Origin of the sequence: Bosea sp. OAE506 (genome assembly GCF_040546595.1) — a bacterium.
GTDB lineage: Bacteria > Pseudomonadota > Alphaproteobacteria > Rhizobiales > Beijerinckiaceae > Allobosea.
Genome location: NZ_JBEPOB010000001.1, coordinates 1,824,854 through 1,842,827, shown reverse-complemented (window position 1 = coordinate 1,842,827; position 17,974 = coordinate 1,824,854). Strand labels below are relative to the sequence as shown.

Annotated in this window: 16 protein-coding genes and 2 pseudogenes; 5 read left to right on the top strand and 13 right to left on the bottom strand. The window is 67.7% G+C overall.

Annotated elements, in window-relative coordinates; translation table 11 throughout:
• Positions 1-39 precede the first annotated feature (39 nt).
• From pstB to ABIE41_RS08880, 5 genes and pseudogenes are all read right to left on the bottom strand, one after another.
• Positions 40-840 (bottom strand): phosphate ABC transporter ATP-binding protein PstB, encoded by an 801-nt coding sequence (pstB, locus tag ABIE41_RS08900; protein WP_192643984.1) that lies wholly within the window; start codon positions 838-840, stop codon positions 40-42.
• A gap of 46 nt (positions 841-886) precedes the next feature.
• Positions 887-1,774 carry a phosphate ABC transporter permease PstA gene (gene pstA, locus ABIE41_RS08895; RefSeq protein WP_192643985.1) on the bottom strand — a complete coding sequence of 296 codons (888 nt, stop codon included), beginning with the start codon at positions 1,772-1,774 and terminating at the stop codon, positions 887-889.
• Positions 1,775-1,786: 12 nt separating this feature from the next.
• Entirely contained in the window at positions 1,787-2,758 is a 972-nt protein-coding gene (gene pstC / locus ABIE41_RS08890) for a phosphate ABC transporter permease subunit PstC (protein ID WP_192643986.1), read from the bottom strand.
• A 160-nt stretch (positions 2,759-2,918) separates the two neighbouring features.
• A pseudogene (gene pstS, locus ABIE41_RS08885) lies at positions 2,919-3,960 on the bottom strand (phosphate ABC transporter substrate-binding protein PstS).
• A 121-nt stretch (positions 3,961-4,081) separates the two neighbouring features.
• On the bottom strand, positions 4,082-5,137 hold the full coding sequence (locus ABIE41_RS08880) for an ATP-binding protein (protein ID WP_192643988.1): 1,056 nt from the start codon (positions 5,135-5,137) through the stop codon (positions 4,082-4,084).
• A 135-nt stretch (positions 5,138-5,272) separates the two neighbouring features.
• Here ABIE41_RS08880 and ppk2 point away from each other — a divergent pair, with 135 nt between their 5' ends.
• Positions 5,273-6,298, top strand: coding sequence for a polyphosphate kinase 2 (ppk2, locus tag ABIE41_RS08875; RefSeq protein WP_354191844.1), 1,026 nt, complete (start codon positions 5,273-5,275; stop codon positions 6,296-6,298).
• Between the two features lie 109 nt (positions 6,299-6,407).
• Complete coding sequence (locus ABIE41_RS08870) at positions 6,408-7,157, top strand: SDR family NAD(P)-dependent oxidoreductase (protein ID WP_069056468.1); 750 nt, start codon at positions 6,408-6,410, stop codon at positions 7,155-7,157.
• A gap of 30 nt (positions 7,158-7,187) precedes the next feature.
• On the opposite strand, the gene ABIE41_RS08865 is transcribed toward ABIE41_RS08870, so the two are convergent.
• The 8 genes and pseudogenes from ABIE41_RS08865 to ABIE41_RS08830 form a co-directional block, all read right to left on the bottom strand.
• Positions 7,188-8,468 (bottom strand): TRAP transporter large permease, encoded by a 1,281-nt coding sequence (locus ABIE41_RS08865; protein WP_210321046.1) that lies wholly within the window; start codon positions 8,466-8,468, stop codon positions 7,188-7,190.
• A gap of 2 nt (positions 8,469-8,470) precedes the next feature.
• Entirely contained in the window at positions 8,471-8,968 is a 498-nt protein-coding gene (locus tag ABIE41_RS08860; protein WP_354191843.1) for a TRAP transporter small permease, read from the bottom strand.
• Between the two features lie 164 nt (positions 8,969-9,132).
• A complete protein-coding gene (locus tag ABIE41_RS08855) occupies positions 9,133-10,128 on the bottom strand; it encodes a sialic acid TRAP transporter substrate-binding protein SiaP (RefSeq protein ID WP_192643991.1) in 996 nt (331 codons plus the stop codon).
• A gap of 221 nt (positions 10,129-10,349) precedes the next feature.
• A complete protein-coding gene (locus ABIE41_RS08850; protein WP_192643992.1) occupies positions 10,350-11,027 on the bottom strand; it encodes a GntR family transcriptional regulator in 678 nt (225 codons plus the stop codon).
• Positions 11,028-11,038: 11 nt separating this feature from the next.
• Positions 11,039-11,932 carry a dihydrodipicolinate synthase family protein gene (locus tag ABIE41_RS08845; protein ID WP_192643993.1) on the bottom strand — a complete coding sequence of 298 codons (894 nt, stop codon included), beginning with the start codon at positions 11,930-11,932 and terminating at the stop codon, positions 11,039-11,041.
• 93 nt (positions 11,933-12,025) lie between these two features.
• A complete protein-coding gene (locus ABIE41_RS08840; protein ID WP_192643994.1) occupies positions 12,026-12,844 on the bottom strand; it encodes a carbohydrate ABC transporter permease in 819 nt (272 codons plus the stop codon).
• Positions 12,845-13,004: 160 nt separating this feature from the next.
• Positions 13,005-13,935, bottom strand: a pseudogene (locus ABIE41_RS08835) (carbohydrate ABC transporter permease).
• A gap of 98 nt (positions 13,936-14,033) precedes the next feature.
• The gene (locus ABIE41_RS08830) at positions 14,034-15,386 is read right to left on the bottom strand and encodes an ABC transporter substrate-binding protein (RefSeq protein ID WP_192643996.1); all 1,353 of its coding nucleotides are present in this window, start codon (positions 15,384-15,386) and stop codon (positions 14,034-14,036) included.
• A 182-nt stretch (positions 15,387-15,568) separates the two neighbouring features.
• On the opposite strand from ABIE41_RS08830, the gene ABIE41_RS08825 reads away from it, so the two are divergent.
• Genes ABIE41_RS08825 through ABIE41_RS08815 form a run of 3 tightly spaced genes read left to right on the top strand, consistent with a single transcriptional unit; the run spans position 15,569 to position 17,926 of the window.
• Positions 15,569-16,594 carry an aldo/keto reductase gene (locus ABIE41_RS08825; RefSeq protein WP_192643997.1) on the top strand — a complete coding sequence of 342 codons (1,026 nt, stop codon included), beginning with the start codon at positions 15,569-15,571 and terminating at the stop codon, positions 16,592-16,594.
• Complete coding sequence (locus tag ABIE41_RS08820; protein ID WP_192643998.1) at positions 16,591-17,439, top strand: amidohydrolase family protein; 849 nt, start codon at positions 16,591-16,593, stop codon at positions 17,437-17,439. Before ABIE41_RS08825 ends, ABIE41_RS08820 begins: the two co-directional genes overlap by 4 nt.
• A 31-nt stretch (positions 17,440-17,470) precedes the next feature.
• Complete coding sequence (locus ABIE41_RS08815; protein ID WP_192643999.1) at positions 17,471-17,926, top strand: RbsD/FucU family protein; 456 nt, start codon at positions 17,471-17,473, stop codon at positions 17,924-17,926.
• The last annotated feature ends 48 nt before the right edge of the window (positions 17,927-17,974 follow it).

Below are 17,974 nucleotides of genomic sequence, written 5' to 3'. Positions count from 1 at the left end.
CGTGGTCCTTCGGATTGCTGGGGCTGAAGCGGCGGACGATCAGCCGAAGCGGCCGGTGACGTAATCCTGCGTCTGCTTCTTGCTCGGGTTCATGAAGATCGTGCTGGTCGCGGCGAACTCGATCACCTCGCCCAGATACATGAAGGCGGTGTACTGCGAGATGCGCGCCGCCTGCTGCATGTTGTGGGTGACGATGACGATGGTGAAGTCGGCCTTCAGCTGCTCCAGCAGGTCCTCGATCTTGCCGGTCGAGATCGGGTCGAGCGCCGAGGTCGGCTCGTCGAACAGGATGACCTCCGGCTTCTGCGCGATGGTGCGCGCGATGCAGAGGCGCTGCTGCTGGCCGCCGGACAGGCCCATGCCCGAGGTCTTGAGCTTGTCCTTGACCTCGTCCCACAGGGCGGCGCGGCGCAGCGCGCCCTCGACGCGGTCGTCGAGCTCGGACTTCGGCGGCTTCTCGTAGAGGCGGATGCCGAAGGCGACGTTGTCGTAGATCGACATCGGGAAGGGCGTCGGCTTCTGAAAGACCATGCCGATGCGCGAGCGCAACTCGTTCACGTCGACATCGTTGGAGATAACGTTGCGCCCGTCCAGCATCACCTCGCCGGTCGCCTTCTGATCGGGATAGAGCGAGTAGATCCGGTTGAAGATGCGCAGCAGCGTGGACTTGCCGCAGCCCGAGGGGCCGATCAGCGCCGTGACATGCCGGTCGCGGAAGTCGAGATTGATGTTCTTCAGCGCCTTGTGCTCGCCGTAGTAGAAATCGAGGTTCTTCACCGCGATCCGGACGGGCGCGTCGGCATCGAGCGTCTGCGGGCTGAGTTCGAGGGTCGAAAGCATCGAAGGTTTCCTTCGGATCTGACGCGACGGGTTGGAGACGCGGCCGTTACTTGGCGCCGCGCACGATGCGGCGGGCGACGAGCGAGAGCAGCAGGATCGACATGGTGATGATCAGCGAACCGGCCCAGGCGAGCTGCTGCCAGTTCTCGTAAGGCGCCGAGGCGAACTGGTAGATCGTCACCGGCAGGTTGGAGATGCCGCCCGAGAGCGTCGGCGAGAACCAGAAATTGTTGTTGAGCGCGGTGAAGATCAGCGGCGCCGTCTCGCCGGCGATGCGGGCAAGCGCCAGCAGGATGCCGGTGACCATGCCCGACTTCGCCGCCTTCCAGGTGATCGAGGTGATGACCACGGAGGGCGGCGCGCCGAGCGCCGAGCCGGCCTCGCGCAATGGCCCCGGGACGAGGCGCAGCATGTCCTCGGTGGTGCGCACGATCACGGGGATGGCGATGATGCCGAGCGCGACGCCGCCGGCCCAGCCGGAATAGCCGCCCAGCGGCTCGACCATGATGACGTAGACGAACAGGCCGATCAGGATCGACGGCGCCGAGAGCAGGATGTCGTTGATGAAGCGGATCAGGTCGGCGAGCTTCGAGCCCTTGCCGTATTCGGCGAGATAGGTGCCGGCCAGAACGCCAATCGGCGTCGCCACGACGATGCCGAGGAAGGTCAGCACGATCGAGCCGACGATGGCGTTGGCGAGGCCGCCGCCCTCCGAGCCCGGCCCGGGGGTGATCTGGGTGAAGGTCGCGACGGAAAGCCCGCCGATGCCCTTCACGATCAGCATGCCGAGGATCCAGAAGAGCACGAAGATCGCCAGGAAGGTGAAGGCGGTGGCGATCACGCGCATCGCCTTGTCGGCGGTGCGGCGAGAGGGGCGCACCCGGCCCCAGTTGGCGCGCGGGGCGGGAGCGGCGGAGGAGGTCGTCAGGCTCATGATCGGGCTCGCTCAGAAGGACTTGACCCGCGACACCAGGATGCGCGCGATGACCAGGACGACGAATGTGACGAAGAAGAGGATGCAGCCCAGCGCGATCAGCGCGTTGAGCTGCAGGCCCAGCGCCTCGTTGAACTCGTTGGCGATGCGCGAGGCGATCGTCGAGCCGGGGTCCATCACCGAGCCCGAGAGGCGGTTGGCGTTGCCGACCACGAAGGTCACCGCCATCGTCTCGCCGAGCGCGCGGCCCAGGCCGAGCATGATCGCGCCGATGATCGAGACGCCGGCCTGCGGCACCAGCACATGGCGCACCACCTCCCAGGTCGTCGCCCCGATGCCATAGGCGCTCTCGCGCAGCACGGAGGGGATCTGGTCGAGCATGTCGCGCACGATCGAGGCGATGAAGGGGATGATCATGAAGGCGAGGATGATGCCTGCCGTCAGAATACCCAGCCCCGAGGGCGAGCGCGAATACAGGATCGTGCCGACGACCGGCATGCCCTCGACGATGTTGGAGAGCGGCACCTGCACATAGGCCGCAAACAGCGGCACGAAGACGAACAGGCCCCACATGCCGTAGATGATCGAGGGCACGGCGGCGAGCAGCTCGATCGTGGTCGAGACCGGCTGCTTGAACCAGGGCGGGGCGAGCTGCGTCAGGTAGACGGCGATGCCCAGCGAGAGCGGCACGCCGATCAGCAGCGCGATCAGCGCTGTCGAGAGCGTGCCGACGATGGCTGGCCAGGCGCCATAGACATCGGCCTGCGTGTCCCACTGCGAACCAGTGATGAAGCCGAGCCCGAAGGTCTTGAAGGCCGGCCAGCCGCCGATGACCATCGACAGCATGATGCCGGCCAGCAGCACCAGCACAAACAGCGCCGAGAGGAAGCTGGCATTGCGGAAGACGATGTCGAAGGTGCCCTTCGGCGTCTTTCGCTGCGGCCGCGCGGCCGGAATGTTCAGGGTATCGGTCACGGCGGTCATCCGTGGAACTCCGGTCGTAGCGGAACGAGGAGGCGAAGGGCGAGGAGGGTCTCGGTCGGGCCCTCATCCGGAGCTGCGGTCGAGGCCGCCGCGGCTCGGGATGGGGGTCGGAAGGAGAGAGCGAGGCAGGAGCAAGTCCCGCCTCGCCCGGTATCGGGGATCAGAAGATCGGCTTGCCCGACGGATCGGTGACGCCCTTCCAGGAGGCGCGGACCTGGTCCTTAACCGTGGCCGGCAGCGGCACGTATTCGAGGTCGAGAGCGAGCTTGTCGCCGTTCTTGAAGGCCCAGTCGACGAACTTCAGCGCGGCCTGCACCTCTTCCGGCTTCTCCGGCTTGGCGTGGACGAGCAGGAAGGTCGCGGCCGTGATCGGCCAGGCCTCGGCGCCCTTCTGGTTGTTCAGCGAGATGCCGAAGCCGGGAGCCGCGTTCCAGTCGGCATTGGCGGCGGCGGCCTGGAAGGACTTGTCGTCCGGATCCGGGAAGTTGCCGTCGGCGTTCTGGATCAGCGCGTAGCTGAGCTTGTTCTGCTTGGCGTAGGCGTATTCGACATAGCCGATCGAGTTGGCGACCTGCTTGACCGAAGCCGAGACGCCCTCATTGCCCTTGCCGCCGATGCCGACAGCCCACTGCACCGAGGTGTTGGCGCCGACCTTGGACTTCCACTCGGCCGAGACCTTGGCGAGATAGTCGGTGAAGACGAAAGTCGTGCCCGAACCGTCCGAGCGGTACACGGGGCTGATGTTGGCGTCGGGCAGCTTCAGCCCGCTGTTGAGCGCGACGATCTTGGGATCGTTCCACTTCTTGACGGTGCCCATGTAGATCTCGGCCAGGATCGGGCCGGTCAGCTTGAGCTGGCGGGCGTCGATGCCGGCGATGTTGATCGCGGGGACGACGCCGCCCATCACGGTCGGGAACTGGATCAGACCGTCCTTGGTCAGGTCCTCGCCCTTGAGCGGAGCGTCGGTGGCGCCGAAGGCGACCGTCTTCGCCTTGATCTGGCGGATGCCGCCACCCGAGCCGATCGACTGGTAGTTGAGACCGATATTGGTCTCTTTCTTGTAGGCCTCGGGCCCATTTCGAGTAGATCGGGAAGGGGAAGGTCGCGCCGGCGCCGGTGATGTCGGCGGCAAGGGCAGCGCCGGAATGGGCCACGCCCGACAGACCGATGGTCGCGGCCGCGAGAATGAGAAGTTTGCGCATGAGATGTCCTCTCTGGGTCGCAGGTTCAGCGAGCCGTTCAGAACACCTTCTGCATGACAGCTTCATGACACTTCGTCACGCAGACTGTCATGAAGGCGTCATCCACCGTTAAGGAACGCTGTCACGGCTTGCGTGGCGCCGCTCCGAAACGCGGAAGCACCGCCCTGAACGTCGCGCCCTGGCCGAGCGCACTCTCGATCGTCAGCCGCCCGCGATGGCGCAGCACGATGTGCTTGACGATGGCAAGCCCGAGCCCCGTGCCGCCGGCCTCGCGGCTCGCGGCGGTGTCGACGCGGTAGAAGCGCTCGGTCAGCCGCGGCAGATGCTCCGGCGCGATTCCCGGCCCATCGTCGCGCACGCCGACGCTGACCTCGAGCGGCCCGTCGACGACCTCGATCACGACCTCGCCGCCGCTCTTGCCGTATTTGATCGCGTTCTCGACGAGGTTCTCCATCAGCCGCAGCAGTTCGTCGCGATCGCCCGGCACGTTGACGGGCTCGGCCGGGGCCCGCAGCGTCAGCGTCACCTCGCGCTCGCGCGCCATCAGCGTCAGCGAATCCACGATCTCGCGCGAGATGCCGGTGAGATCGACCGGCGTCTCGGGCGCCAGATGGGCGCGCAACTCGATGCGCGAGAGCGAGAGCAGATCGTCCACCAGCCGCGCCATGCGCAGCCCCTGCTCGCGCATGATCGCCAGGAAACGGTCTCGCGCCCCGGCATCGTTGCGCGCCGGCCCCTGCAGCGTCTCGACGAAGCCGAGCAGCGAGGCCAGCGGCGTGCGCAGCTCATGGCTGGCATTGGCGACGAAATCGACGCGCATCCGCTCGGTGACGCGCTGCTCGCTGAGATCCTCGAAGGTGAGCAGCACCGGCCGCCGGACATCGGTCCCCAGCGCCGCGATATGGATGCGGAAGGTGCGCTCGACCGGCACCCGCTCGACCAGTTCGATCACCTGCCGGCCGCCCTGGCGCGCGACGCCGTCGATCGCCTCGATCAGATCGGGATCGCGCATCACCAGCGTCAGCAGCTGCCCCGTCGCGAGGGCCGGGATCAGCGCGCGCATCGCCGGGCTCAGCGCCTGGGCCACGCCCTGCGCGTCGAGCAGCACGGCGGCCGAGCCCATCGCTTCGACGAGCGCCTGCGTCGTGGCGGCTTGGGGATCGACGGCACCGAGCATGGGAAACCTCGACACGGGCAGCGCCGCAGGAAAGGGGGCGCACGCGGGCGCTCCTTCCTGAGGGCCGGCGCGGCGCCCGTCAATTCCCTTCGCCGCGCAGGCCCGCTAGGCTGGGGCATTGCCGAGGAGGCTCCGATGGCCAAGGCCCTGTCAGCGCGCAAGCAGAAGACCGCGATCCGCCTCGTCTCCGACAGTGGTGCGGACGTTCCGACGCCGAAGGCCAATCCTCCCAAGGCCAAGACGCTGAAGGCCGGGACACCGAAGGCCGGGACCACCAAGACGCCGAAGGCCAAGATGCCCCGCAAGCCACTCGGCCCGCAGGGCTTCGACATCGAGGCGCCGACGCTGCCGGCCGCCATCACGGACGCCGCCTTTCGCAGCGGCGACTACCCTTACGGCAAGCGCATGAAGCGCAAGCGCTACGAGCGCGAGCTGGAGCCGCTGCAGATCGAACTGCAGAAGCTCGCGACCTGGGTGCGCGAGCGCAAGGAGCGCGTCGTCGTCCTGTTCGAGGGCCGCGACGGCGCCGGCAAGGGCGGCACCATCGGCCGCTTCACCCAGCATCTCAACCCGCGCCAGGCCCGCGTGGTCGCGCTCTCCAAGCCCTCCGACAGCGAAGCGGGGCAATGGTATTTCCAGCGCTATGCGGCGCAGATGCCCACGGCCGGGGAGATCACCTTCTTCGACCGCTCCTGGTACAACCGTGCCGGCGTCGAGCGCGTCATGGGCTTCTGCACACCGGAGCAGACCGACACCCTCCTGCACGAGGCGCCGGCCTTCGAGGGCATGCTGGTGCGCGACGGCATCCGCCTGATCAAGCTGTTCATCACCATCGGGCCGGAGATGCAGATGCTGCGGCTGCATGCGCGCTGGCACGACCCGCTCAAGCGCTGGAAGCTCTCGCCGATCGATTTCGAGGCGATCCCGCGCTTCGCCGCCTATTCGGAAGCCTTCGACGAGATGCTCCGGCGCAGCTCGACCGACTGGGCGCCCTGGCATGTCATCCGCGGCAACGACAAGCTGCGTGCCCGCCTCAATGCCATCCGCCACGTCCTGCTCGCGATCCCCTATGACGGGCGCGACGAGGCCGCGATCGGCGAGCTCGACCACAAGATCGTCCTCGAGGTGAAGGACTATCTCCACAAGGGCGGCGAGATCTGATCCGCCACCGACGCTCCTCGATCCCGCGGTCCCTCATCGCCCCGCCACGGCACGGCAATGCCCGGCCCTGCGCTGCTTTTTCGACGCCCACCAACCCGGAAGCCCGACCATGACCAAGACCATCCTGATCTCCGGCGCCACCGCCGGCTTCGGCGCCGCAACCGCGCGCCGCTTCATCGCCGCCGGCTGGCGCGTCATCGGCACCGGGCGCCGGGCCGACCGGCTCGACGCCCTGAAGGCCGAGCTCGGCGAGCGCTTCCATGGCGCCACCTTCGACATCACCGACGAGGCGGCGATGGCGGCGGCGCTCGCAGCCCTGCCGGCCGACTTCGCCAAGATCGACGTGCTCCTGAACAATGCCGGCCTCGCGCTCGGGACCAAGCCCGCGCCGCAGACGAAGCTTTCCGACTGGAAGACGATGATCGGCACCAACGTCACCGGGCTGGTGACGCTGACCCATCATCTGTTGCCGGGGCTGATCGAGCGGCGCGGCGCCATCGTCAACATCGCCTCCGTGGCCTCGAACTGGCCCTATGCCGGCGGCAACGTCTATGGCGGCACCAAGGCCTTCGTCCGCCAGTTCTCGCTCGGCCTGCGCTCGGACCTGCAGGGCACCGGCGTGCGCGTCACCTCGATCGAGCCCGGCCTCTGCGAGAGCGAGTTCACGCTCGTGCGCAACGGCGGCGACAAGGCCGCCTATGACGCGCTCTATGGCGGCGCCGATCCGCTGCAGCCTCAGGACATCGCCGACACGGTGTTCTGGGTCGCGACGCTCCCCGCCCATGTCAACATCAACAGCCTCGAGATCATGCCGGTGAGCCAGTCCTTCGCCGGCTTCCAGATCCACCGCAAAAGCTGATCCCGGATCGGGCGCTGGGGTAGCAAAACCTCAGCGCCCCATCACCAGATTGGGCAGCCAGGTCGTCAGCGGCGGCCAGAGCGTGATCGCGACCAGCACCGCCAGCAGCGGCATCAGCCAGGGCACGATCGCCCGCGACATCGATTCGAAGCTGATATTGGCGACCTTCGCCGTGACGAAGAGGACGACGCCGACCGGCGGCGTGATCGTGCCGATCATCAGGTTGAGCACGAAGATCAGCCCGAACTGGATCGGGTCGATCCCGAACTGCGCCGCCGCCGGCGTCAGGATCGGGATCAGGATCAGCATGGCGGCGAGCGCCTCCATGAAGCAGCCGACGAAGAGCAGGAGCAGGTTGACGATCAGGAGAAAGATCAGCGGGTTGCCGGCGAGATCGACCAGCATCGGGCCGACCACCTGCGGGATGCGCGAGATCGACAGGCACCAGCCGAGCGCGGCGGCCGTCATCACCAGCGCCAGCACGACGCCGGTGGTCTCGACCGTCTGCACGACGAGCTCCGGCAGATCGTCGAGATCGAAGCTGCGATAGACGAAGAGCCCGAGCACCAGCGCATAGGCCGTGGCGACTGCGGCCGCCTCGGTGGGCGTGAAGATGCCGGCCATCATCCCGCCGAACAGGATCACCGGCGTCATCAGCGCCCAATGCGCCTCCTTATAGGCGACCCAGAGCTGCGCCACGCCGGGGAAGGGATGGCGCGGCAGGTCCCGCTTCTTCGCGACATGGACGACCATCGCCATCAGCGCGCCGGCCATCAGCAGGCCGGGGATGACGCCGGCGAGGAACAGCCCGCCGATCGAGACATCCGCCGAGACGCCGTAGATCACCATCGGCAGCGAGGGCGGGATGATCGGGCCGATCGTCGCCGACGCCGCCGTGATCGCGGCCGCCGTCTCGGCGTCGTAGCCCTCGTCCTTCATCGCCTTGATCTCGAGCGTGCCGACGCCGCCTGCATCCGCCACCGCCGAGCCCGACATGCCCGCGAAGATCACGCTGGCGAGGATGTTGGCGTGGCACAGGCCCCCGCGCAGCCAGCCGACGCAGGCCGTGGCGAAGGCGAAGATCCGGTCGGTGATGCCGGCCGAGTTCATGATGTTGCCCATCAGGATGAACAGCGGCGCCGCCAGCAGCGGGAAGGAATTGGCTGATTGCGCGATCTTCTGCGGCACGATGCCAAGCGGGAAGCCGCCAAGGAAGGCGAACGCGATCGCCGCCAGCCCCATCGACACGAAGAGCGGCACGCCGATCAAAAGCGCAGCGAACCAGACGGGCAGGATCTGGACCATCAGCATCGTCACAGCGGCTGGCTCCCCGGCTCGGGCGCGACATAGCGGCGGCCCGCCAGTGCATCGGCGATCTCGGCCAGCGCCTGCAGGATCAGCGCGAGCCCCGCCAGCGGCATGACGATGTAGAGCGCCGCCCCCGAGATCGGCAGCGCGATCGACTCCACATCCCAGTTGCGCTCGATCAGCGCGAAGGAATAGCGGATCAGCACGGCCGCGAAGACGATGATCGCGGCCTGCGTCACGATCTCCAGCACCCGCCCCGCCCCCACCGGCAGCTTCTCGGCGAAGACAGTGATGCGGATATGCGAGCGCCGCCGCGCCGCGATGATCCAGCCGACGAAGCCGGTCCAGACCAGCAGGTACTGCGCGAGCTCGTCGGTCCAGGCCAGCGGCGCATTGAGCTGCCGCGACAGCACGCCGAGCAGCACCGCGACCAGCAGCGACAGGAGCAGCGCCACGGCCGCCATGCGCACGATGCGGTCGGAGAGGTGGAGGAGGGATTTCAAAGCATCAGCCTCATTGACGATACCGTCAAAAACACGCGGGTCATCCCGGGCGCAGCGAAGCGGAGACCCGGGATCCATGCCGGAACGGTTCAGGCATGGATCCCGGATCAGCGCCGCTACGCGGCTTGTCCGGGAGGACCCGGAGGTGGTGGAACAGCTTCAGCTCAAAGCGCCGCGAGCGCGTCCCAGGTGCCCTTGCCCCATTTGCCCTCGAACTGCTGGGGCAGCGTCGCCAGCACCGGCTTCGAGAAGCTTGCGAGATCCGGCTCGGTCACGCTCATGCCGGCGGCCTTCAGCGTCGCCACAAGGCTGCCCTCCTGGCTGGCAAGTTCGGCGTCCTGCCAGGCGACGCCCTCGGCGATGGCTGCCTCGAGCAGGCTGCGGTCGGCGTCCTTCAGCCCCTTCCAGAAATCGCCGTTCACGATGACCAGGCGCGGCGTGATGATGTGGCCGGTCAGGATCAGGTGCTTCTGCACCTCCTGCAGCTTGGCGCTGTGGATCGTCGGCAGCGGGTTTTCCTGGCCGTCGACCGCACCCTGGCTCAGCGCCAGGTAGAGTTCGTTGAAGTTCACCGGCGTCGCCTTGGCGCCCCAGGCCTCGACCATGGCGCGGAAGGTGTCGACCGGCGGCACGCGCAGCTTGAGGCCGGCAACGTCGGCGACACTCTTCACCGCCTTCGAGCCGGTGGTGAGGTGGCGCTTGCCGTAATAGGTCACGGCGGCCATGCGCATGCCGCGCTTCTTCTCCAGCTCGGCATTCATCTGGGTGAAGACCGGCGCCTTGGCGACCTTCGCCATATGGGCGGCGTCGCGCCAGAGATAGGGCGCCTCGACCACCGACAGCTGCGGCAGGAAGGAGCCGAGCGCCGCCGCCCCGTCCGTGGTCATGGTGAGCGCGCCCGAGGCGACCGATTCCATCATGTCCTTGCCGGAGCCAAGCTGGCCGGCCGGAAAGGCCTGGATGTCGATACGCCCGGAGCTCTTCTCCTTCACCTGCTTGGCGATCCGCTCGACCATCTGCACCTGCGGATGGGTCGTGGGCAGCATCTCGCCCCAGCGCAGCACGGTCGCCTGCGCGCGCAGGACGCTCGGCATGGCGATGGCCCCGCCCGCGAGAGCGGCGGAGCCGGCGAGGAAGTCGCGTTTGGTGAACGTGGTCATGATGGTCTCCTCCCAATGCGGACCGTCGCCGACACTCTCAGCCCTCATCCTGAGGAGCGCTCGAAGAGCGCGTCTCGAAGGATGCTCCAGATGGTTCCGGAGCCTCCTGGAGCATCCTTCGAGACGCCGCTTCGCGGCTCCTCAGGATGAGGGCTGTGGGATGTCGACGCTGGTCCCTCCCGAATGACGGCCGGTTCTCCCGGCTCGCCTGCTTGACGGTCTCAGTAACTCATCGCCCGCGTACGGGCGTTGCCGATATGGATGCTCATCTCCTCCGCGGCGCGGATCGGGTCGCGCGCCTCGATGGCGGTGATGATCTTGAGGTGGTCGCGCATGACCGGCACCAGGATGTGGTTCTGGATGCGCGTCTCGTATTGCCGGATCAGCCGGATCTTCAGCCAGGTGACGCGGAAGGCCTTGGAGACGATATCGTTGTCGAGATGGTCGATGATCGCCTCGTGCATCAGCCGGTCGACATCCTCCGCATCCTCGATCAGCTGCGGGTCGCCGCCGGCCTCGGCCCGGACGATGATCGCCTCGTGCCGGGCGCGCTGCTGCGCGATCTCCTCGTCGGTGGCGTTGGCGGCGTAGAGCGCTGTCGCCTCCTTTTCGAGGAAAAGGCGGAACTGGAAGGCGTTGCGGATCAGATTGAGATCAACATGGGCGACCTGCATGCCGCGCTGCGGCACGGTCTTGATCAGCCCCTCCGCCTCCAGCCGCGGGATCAGCTCGCGGATGGCGCCGAGCGGCAGGCCGGTCAGCGCCACCAGCTCGCGCTGGGTCACGAACTGTCCGGGCTTGATCTCGCGTGCCAGCAGCCGCTCCGTGAAGGAGGCATAGGCGCGCTCCCTCAGCTTCAGCGGCTCGCCCTCGCGCGGATCCTGCTCGGACTGGTTCAAGACACCCTCCTTCAGGCCGCCTTGGCCTGTGTGATCCTGTCGAAGGCTGCGAACAGCCGCTGCCGCGTCGCAGCGTCGAGCGGCTCCAGCGGCGCGCGCATTGCGCCATAGCCGGCATCGCCATGCACATGGCCGACCAGCGCCTTCACCGAAGCCAGCACGGGATGCGAGCAGATCTCGTCGACCAGCGCGTTGACCGTCGGGTCATCCTTGCCCTCGTAGACGATCGGGCGCAGCAGATGCGGCACCAGATTGGCGACGCCGCAGATCGAGCCCTGCGCGCCGTTGCGCACCGCCTTGGCCAGAAGGCGCTCGTCGCCGACGAGGATGGCGAGTTCGCCATGCGCCTTGAGATAGGCCTCGGTATTGGCGTAGTCGCCCGACGAATCCTTCACGCCGGTGACGACGCCGGGAAAAGCCTTCTTCAGCCGGTCGATCAGCCCGACGCTCAGGCCCACCGCCGTCACCGAGGGGATGTGGTAGAGAATGACGTTGCGGACCGCGGGGAGCTTTTCGAAGAGCTGCGAGAACCAGCGATAGAGCCCCTCGTCGCTGACTCCCTTGAAGTAGAAGGGCGGCGCGACCAGCAGCCCCTTGGCGCCGGCATCGAGCGCGAGACGCCCCTGCTGGACGGCCTCTTCCAGCGACGCCGCCGCGACGCCGGCATAAACCTGCTTCGCCGGGTCAATCCCCGCGCCCATCAGCGCGCCCATCATTGCCGCGCGCTCCGGCAGGCCGAGCGCGGCGCCCTCGCCTGTGGTCCCGTAGAGCGTGACGCTGTCGCAGCCCTGCGCGAGGACATGGCGGGCATGGCTGACCAGCCGCGGCAGGTCGACGCTGCCGCCCTCCCGCATCGGGGTGGTGATGGCGCAGGAGAGGCCGAAGCGGTTGGGATCGATGGACATGGAAAACCGTCTTTCAGAGCGAGAGATCAATGGGTGTGTTGGGCGGGACGTCGGGGCGGGCCATGCGCTCCGCCATCATGGGGATTGCGCGCGTCAGCCATCCTTGAGCCCTCCGGCCGAGAGCCCGGCGACGATCTGGCGCTGGGCCAGCACCGTCACCAGCAGCACCGGCAGCGTTACCAGCAGCGCGGCCGCCGCCAGCGGGCCCCAGGAGATCTGCTCGAAGGTCAGCGAGTTGTAGACCGCCGAGGGCAGCGTGCGGCTGTTCTTGCCGCCGAGCACGACTGAGAAGATGAAGTTGTTCCAGGAGAAGATGAAGGCGAGGATGCCGCCGACCGTGACGCCCGGCATCGCTAGCGGCAGCGCGACATGCCGGAAGGCCTGCCAGCTCGAGGCGCCGTCGATGCGCGCCGCATCTTCCAGCTCCATCGGGATGTTCTCGAAATACCCGATCATGATCCAGACGATGATCGGGATGGTGATGACCAGATGGGTGATGACGAGCGCCGTGATCGTCCCCACCAGCCCGGTCATCTGGAACAGCAGGAACAGCGGGATCAGGTAGGACAGCGCCGGCGTCATCCGCGCGACCAGGATCAGGATCGCGAACTTCGTCGCCTTGCCGCGCGCGATGCCGTAGCCGGCGGGCACGCCGACCGCGAGCCCGATCAGCACCGCCCCGCCCGTGACCAGGATCGAATTCCAGAGGTAGAGCGCGAAATTGTTCTGCGCGAAGACGTCGACATAGTTCTTCAGCGTCGGCGGATCGGGGATGAAGACCGGCGGGAAGGCGGTGTTGTCGAGCTCGTTCTTGAACGACAGCGAGATCATCCAGAGAAACACCAGCACCGCCGGCGAGACCAGCACGAAGACGGAGGCGTAGAAGCCGAGTTTTTTGGCGAGGCGGGTCATGAGCGCACCTGCCCTTGCCCCTCAGCCCTCATCCTGAGGAGCCGCGCAGCGGCGTCTCGAAGGATGCTCCAGATGTCTCCGGAGAACGCTGGAGCATCCTTCGAGACGCGCTCCTGCGGAGCGCTCCTCAGGATGAGGGCTGTGGATGGGATGGCTGCCATCACGCGTTCCACTTCGACTTCTGCCGCGCATAGAGCAGCAGCAGCGAGAGCATGATGACGATGACGAAGAAGATCACCACCACGGCCGAGGCGTAGCCGATCTTGTAGAACTGGAACGCCTGCAGATAGAGGAAGATGTTGAGCGTCTCCGACGCCGTGCCCGGCCCGCCCTGGGTGATCACGAAGATCGTGTCGAAGGCCTTCAGCGCGTCGATCGTGCGGATCACGATCGCCACCATGATGAAGGGCCAGACCAGCGGCAGCGTGATGTGGCGGAACATGTGCCAGTCATTGGCGCCGTCGATCAGCGCGGATTCGTAGGGCTCGCGCGGCAGGCCGGCCAGCCCGCCGAGCACGATCAGCATGACCAGCGGCGTCCAGTGCCAGACCTCTACGAGGATCAGCGTCGGGATCACCGTATCGGGCGAATAGACCCAGGCCTGCGGCCCGATGCCGACGAGCGAGAGCAGGTAGTTCAGCACGCCGAGCTGCGGGTGGAACATCATCGTCCAGACCAGCGCGACGGCGACCGGCGTCGCCATCATCGGCATCACGAAGACCGTGCGCAGCAGGCCCCGGAACGGAAATTCGCGGTGGAACACCAGCGCCGCCGCCGTGCCGAAGACGATCGGCAGCACCACGGCCAGCACCGTGAAATAGAGAGTGTGCCCCATCGACTCGATGAAACGCGTGTCGCGGAACAGCTCGGCGAAGTTCTGCAGTCCGACGAATTCCGGCCCGCCGCCGATCTTCCAGTCATGGCCGGACATGTAGAGCGTGAACAGCCAGGGGAAGACGATCACCGTGCCGACGACGAGCACGGCCGGGCGCCGCGAACAGCCAGTAGCGCGGCGTGAAATCGGCCGAGTGGACGAAGGGCGCGGGCTGCGCCGTCTCGGTCCGTTCTGCGGAGAGGGTCGTCGTGGTCATGCCAGGGCCGTCATGCCCGGGCCTGACCCGGGCATCTCCATGAAACCGCACACGCGTCACGAGATGGCCGGGTCAAGCCCGGCCATGACGCTGCAAACTCAGCCCTGCTCGCTCTTGGCGAGCACGGGCGCGAAGGTCTCGGTCGCCTTCTTCAGCTCGGCCGCCACGTCGGCACCGCCGAGCGCATTGGTCAGCGCCACGCCGAAGACGTCGCGGAACTCCGTCACCGGCACGATCTGCGGCAGCGCCGCGCGCGCGACCTTGGCCGAACCGAGCAGGCAGTCGAAATATTGCTTGCCGAATTTCGACTGGGCGATGGTGTCCGTATCGAGATAGGCCGAGGCACGGCCGGGCGCGCCGGCGCCGGCCTTCAGCATCGCGACCTGCTGCGCCTTGCTGGTCATGAACTGGAGATAGAGCCAGGCCGCCTGCTTCTTCTGCGAGCCGCGCGAGATGCCCATGCCGTCGGCGAACATGCCGGCGTGATGCGCCTTCGGCCCCGGCGGCGTGATGCCGTAGCCGACCTTGCCGACGATGCGCGACTTCGAGGGATCCTCGAGCGGTGTGGCGAAGCCGATGCCGTCGAGCCACATCGCGGCCCGGCCCTGCATGAAGGTGGTCTGGCACTCGTTCCAGTTGAAGCCGACCTGGCCGACGGGACCTGAGTCCTTGTTGAGCTTCTTGTAGAGCTCGCCGGCCCAGGCCGCCTCGGGCGTGTCCGTCAGCAGCTTGCCCTCGGGCGAGGTCGTCTCGATGCCCTGCCCGAGCAGCAGGCTCGCCCAGACCGGCACGTTGGCGTTCTTGAGGCCCCGCGAGACGAAGCCGGCGATGCCCTTGGCGGGGTCGTGCAGCTTGGCCGCGACCGTCGCCATCTCGTCCATGGTCTTGGGGTATTCGACGCCCTTCGCGGCGAAGAGCTCCTTGTTGTAGTAGACCATCCAGTAATCGACGAAGAACGGGATGGTATCGAGCGAGCCGTCGGCCTGCCGCGCATAGGCGACGGGGCCGGCGCCGAAATCCTCGAAATTGAAATCGGGCGAGGTCAGCGAGGCGTCCTTGATATAGGGCGTCAGATCCTCGAACCACTTGCCCTTGGCGGCCATACGCTTCTGCACATGCAGCGAGATACCCGACACGTCGAAGCTCGGCTTGCCCGAGGCGAACTCGATCACCGCCTTCTGCCGCTGCTGCTGCTCGGGCACCTGCTCAGCCGAGACCTTGATGCCGGTGAGCTCGGTGAACTCCTTCTCGGCGGCCTGCATCAGATCCGAGCGCGGGTTCTTCACCAGGAGCACGTCGATCGTCGTGCCCGAGAAGCGCTTCCAGTTGAAAGCCGCCTGGGCCCGCGCCTCGCGCAGCACCAGCGGAGAGCCGATCGCGCCCGCAGCGGCGAAGGCAGCGGTGCCGCGCATCAGCGCGCGACGGCTCGGCTTCAGAAACAGATCGCTCATCTCTCGTCCTCCCTGGACTTCTCGCGCATCGCCCGTTTCGGGCTGTTCTGCGGCGCCGTCCTGCCCGGATTTCTCGGGTGGCCGGCTGCCATCTTGGGCCGGACGCTAATCCCGTTCGAAGGCGGTTGCAAGCTAACATGTCGGTGTGCACATACTCCTACCAACGATAACGGAAACGCCCGATGCCGCCCGCCTCTGCCCTCGCGCCGCGCCTGCTCGGCCGCAGCCGCCTGCCCGTCTCGACGCTCGGTTTCGGCGGGGCGCCGCTGGGTGATCTCTATGCCCATCTCGACGAGGCGCAGGCGGTTGCCACCGTCGAGGCCGCGATCACGGGCGGCGTCACCCTGTTCGACACCTCCCCGCTCTATGGCCACGGCCTCTCCGAGCATCGCATCGGCGCGGCGCTGCGGCGGGTGCCGCGCGACGGGCTCATGCTCTCGACCAAGGTCGGTCGCGTCGCGGAGCCTTTTGCGGGGCGCGGCGACGGCTCGGGTTATCGTGGCGGCCTGCCGCACGGAATGCGCTTCGATTACTCCTATGACGGCGCAATGCGATCACTCGAGCAGTCGGCGCTGCGGCTGGGCGTCGACCACATCGACATCGTCCTGATCCACGATGTCGATGTCTGGACGCATGGCGCGGCAATGATCGAGCAGCGCTTCGGCGAGGCCATGAACGGCGCCTATCGCGCGCTCGAAACCCTGCGCGCCAGCGGCGCCGTCAAGGCGATCGGCGTCGGCGTCAACGAGGCCGATATGTGCGAGCGCTTCGCCCGCGCGGGCGACTTCGACACCATGCTGCTGGCGGGGCGCTACTCCCTGCTGGAACAGCCGGCGCTGGCTTCCTTCATGCCGCTGGCGCTTGAAAAGGGCATCGGCCTGATGCTCGGCGGCGTCTTCAACTCCGGCATCCTCGCCACCGGCCCGGTCCCCGGCGCGCGCTACAACTACAATCCCGCCCCGCCCGAGATCCTCGCCCGCGTCGCCGCGATCGAGGCCGTCTGCACCCGCCATGGCGTGCCCTTGCGCCGCGCCGCGCTGCAGTTCCCGCTCGGCCACGCCGCGGTGGCGAGCCTCGTCATGGGCGCGGTCTCGCCCGCCGAGGTCGCCGACCAGATCGCCGAGCTGTCGCAGCCCGTCCCGGCCGCGCTCTGGGCAGACCTTAAGGCGGAAGGCCTGCTCGCCGCCGATGTCCCGGTGCCCCAATGACCGCGCTTCGCATCGACGCCCACCAGCATCTCTGGCAGATCGCGCGCGGCGACTATGGCTGGCTGACGCCCGCGCTGGGCCCGATCCATCGCGACTTCACGCCCGACGACCTCGCCCCCCTGCTCGCCCGCCACGACATCGACCGGACGATCCTCGTCCAGGCCGCGCCGACCGAAGCCGAGACGCGCTATCTCCTCGCCATCGCGCAGCGCACGCCCTTCATCGCCGGCGTCGTCGGCTGGGCGGATTTCGAAGCCCCCGACGCGCCCGCCCGCATCGCCGCGCTGGCCGCCGATCCGCTGCTGGTCGGCCTGCGCCCGATGGCGCAGGACATCCCCGACCTCGCCTTTCTCGCGCGGCCCGCACTCGCCCCGGCCTTGGCCGCGATGGTCGCCCACGGCCTCGTTTTTGACGCCCTGATCAAGACGCCGCATATCCCCGCCACGCTCGCCATGCTCGCCCGCGAGCCGCGGCTCACCGTCGTCATCGACCACGGCGCCAAGCCCGATCTCGTCGCGGGCGATCTCGGCGCCTGGCGCGAGGGCATCAAAGCGCTTGCCGCCCATCCCGGCACATTCTGCAAGCTCTCCGGCCTCGTCACCGAAGCGGGGCCGGACTGGAGCCTCGAGACGCTGCGCCCGGTCGTCGCGCATCTGCTGGCGACTTTCGGCCCGGACCGCCTGATCTTCGGCAGCGACTGGCCGGTGGTGACGCTGCGCGCGCCTTACGAGCGCTGGTTCGACGCCGCGCAGACCCTGCTCGACGGCTGCAGCGAGGACGAGCGCGCCGCGATCTTCGGCGGCACAGCGCAACGCGTCTATTGCGCCCGGCGCGGGCGGCTGTGACCCGCCTTTTGCCTGAGAGGACGCCCCCGCCATGCTGAAGACCCTCGACCCCGTCCTCTCCGCCGATCTGCTCTGGATCCTCGCCGCGATGGGCCATGGCGACGATCTCGCGCTGGTCGATGCCAACCACCCGGCGGAAACCATCGCGGCTGCCACCACCAGCGGCCGGCTCGTTCGCCTGCCGGGGCTGAGCATGGAGCGGGCGGCCCGGGCCATCCTCTCCGTGCTGCCGATCGACGATTTCGAGCCCGAACCGCTACGGCGCATGGAGGTCGTCGGCGATGCCGCCGCGATTCCCGCCGTGCAGGCGGCGGTGCAAAGCGAGATCGATGCGGCGCTCGGGGCGCCCACGCCACTCGCCGGCATCGAGCGCTTCGCCTTCTACGAGGCGGCGCGGCGCGCCTTTGCCGTCGTCCAGGTCGGCGACCCCCGCCCCTATGGCTGCTTCCTGCTGCGCAAGGGCGTCATCGCTGGCCAGCCGGGGTGAGCCTCCGCAACCTCCGGCGTCATTCCGGACGGAGCGCAGCGGAGCTCC

Coding starts and splice junctions, on each gene's coding strand:
- pstB (WP_192643984.1), bottom strand. CDS start 840: ATGCTTTCGACCCTCGAACTCAGCCCGCAGACGCTCGATGCCGACGCG.
- pstA (WP_192643985.1), bottom strand. CDS start 1,774: ATGAGCCTGACGACCTCCTCCGCCGCTCCCGCCCCGCGCGCCAACTGG.
- pstC (WP_192643986.1), bottom strand. CDS start 2,758: ATGACCGCCGTGACCGATACCCTGAACATTCCGGCCGCGCGGCCGCAG.
- ABIE41_RS08880 (WP_192643988.1), bottom strand. CDS start 5,137: ATGCTCGGTGCCGTCGATCCCCAAGCCGCCACGACGCAGGCGCTCGTC.
- ppk2 (WP_354191844.1), top strand. CDS start 5,273: ATGGCCAAGGCCCTGTCAGCGCGCAAGCAGAAGACCGCGATCCGCCTC.
- ABIE41_RS08870 (WP_069056468.1), top strand. CDS start 6,408: ATGACCAAGACCATCCTGATCTCCGGCGCCACCGCCGGCTTCGGCGCC.
- ABIE41_RS08865 (WP_210321046.1), bottom strand. CDS start 8,468: ATGCTGATGGTCCAGATCCTGCCCGTCTGGTTCGCTGCGCTTTTGATC.
- ABIE41_RS08855 (WP_192643991.1), bottom strand. CDS start 10,128: ATGACCACGTTCACCAAACGCGACTTCCTCGCCGGCTCCGCCGCTCTC.
- ABIE41_RS08845 (WP_192643993.1), bottom strand. CDS start 11,932: ATGTCCATCGATCCCAACCGCTTCGGCCTCTCCTGCGCCATCACCACC.
- ABIE41_RS08840 (WP_192643994.1), bottom strand. CDS start 12,844: ATGACCCGCCTCGCCAAAAAACTCGGCTTCTACGCCTCCGTCTTCGTG.
- ABIE41_RS08830 (WP_192643996.1), bottom strand. CDS start 15,386: ATGAGCGATCTGTTTCTGAAGCCGAGCCGTCGCGCGCTGATGCGCGGC.
- ABIE41_RS08825 (WP_192643997.1), top strand. CDS start 15,569: ATGCCGCCCGCCTCTGCCCTCGCGCCGCGCCTGCTCGGCCGCAGCCGC.
- ABIE41_RS08820 (WP_192643998.1), top strand. CDS start 16,591: ATGACCGCGCTTCGCATCGACGCCCACCAGCATCTCTGGCAGATCGCG.
- ABIE41_RS08815 (WP_192643999.1), top strand. CDS start 17,471: ATGCTGAAGACCCTCGACCCCGTCCTCTCCGCCGATCTGCTCTGGATC.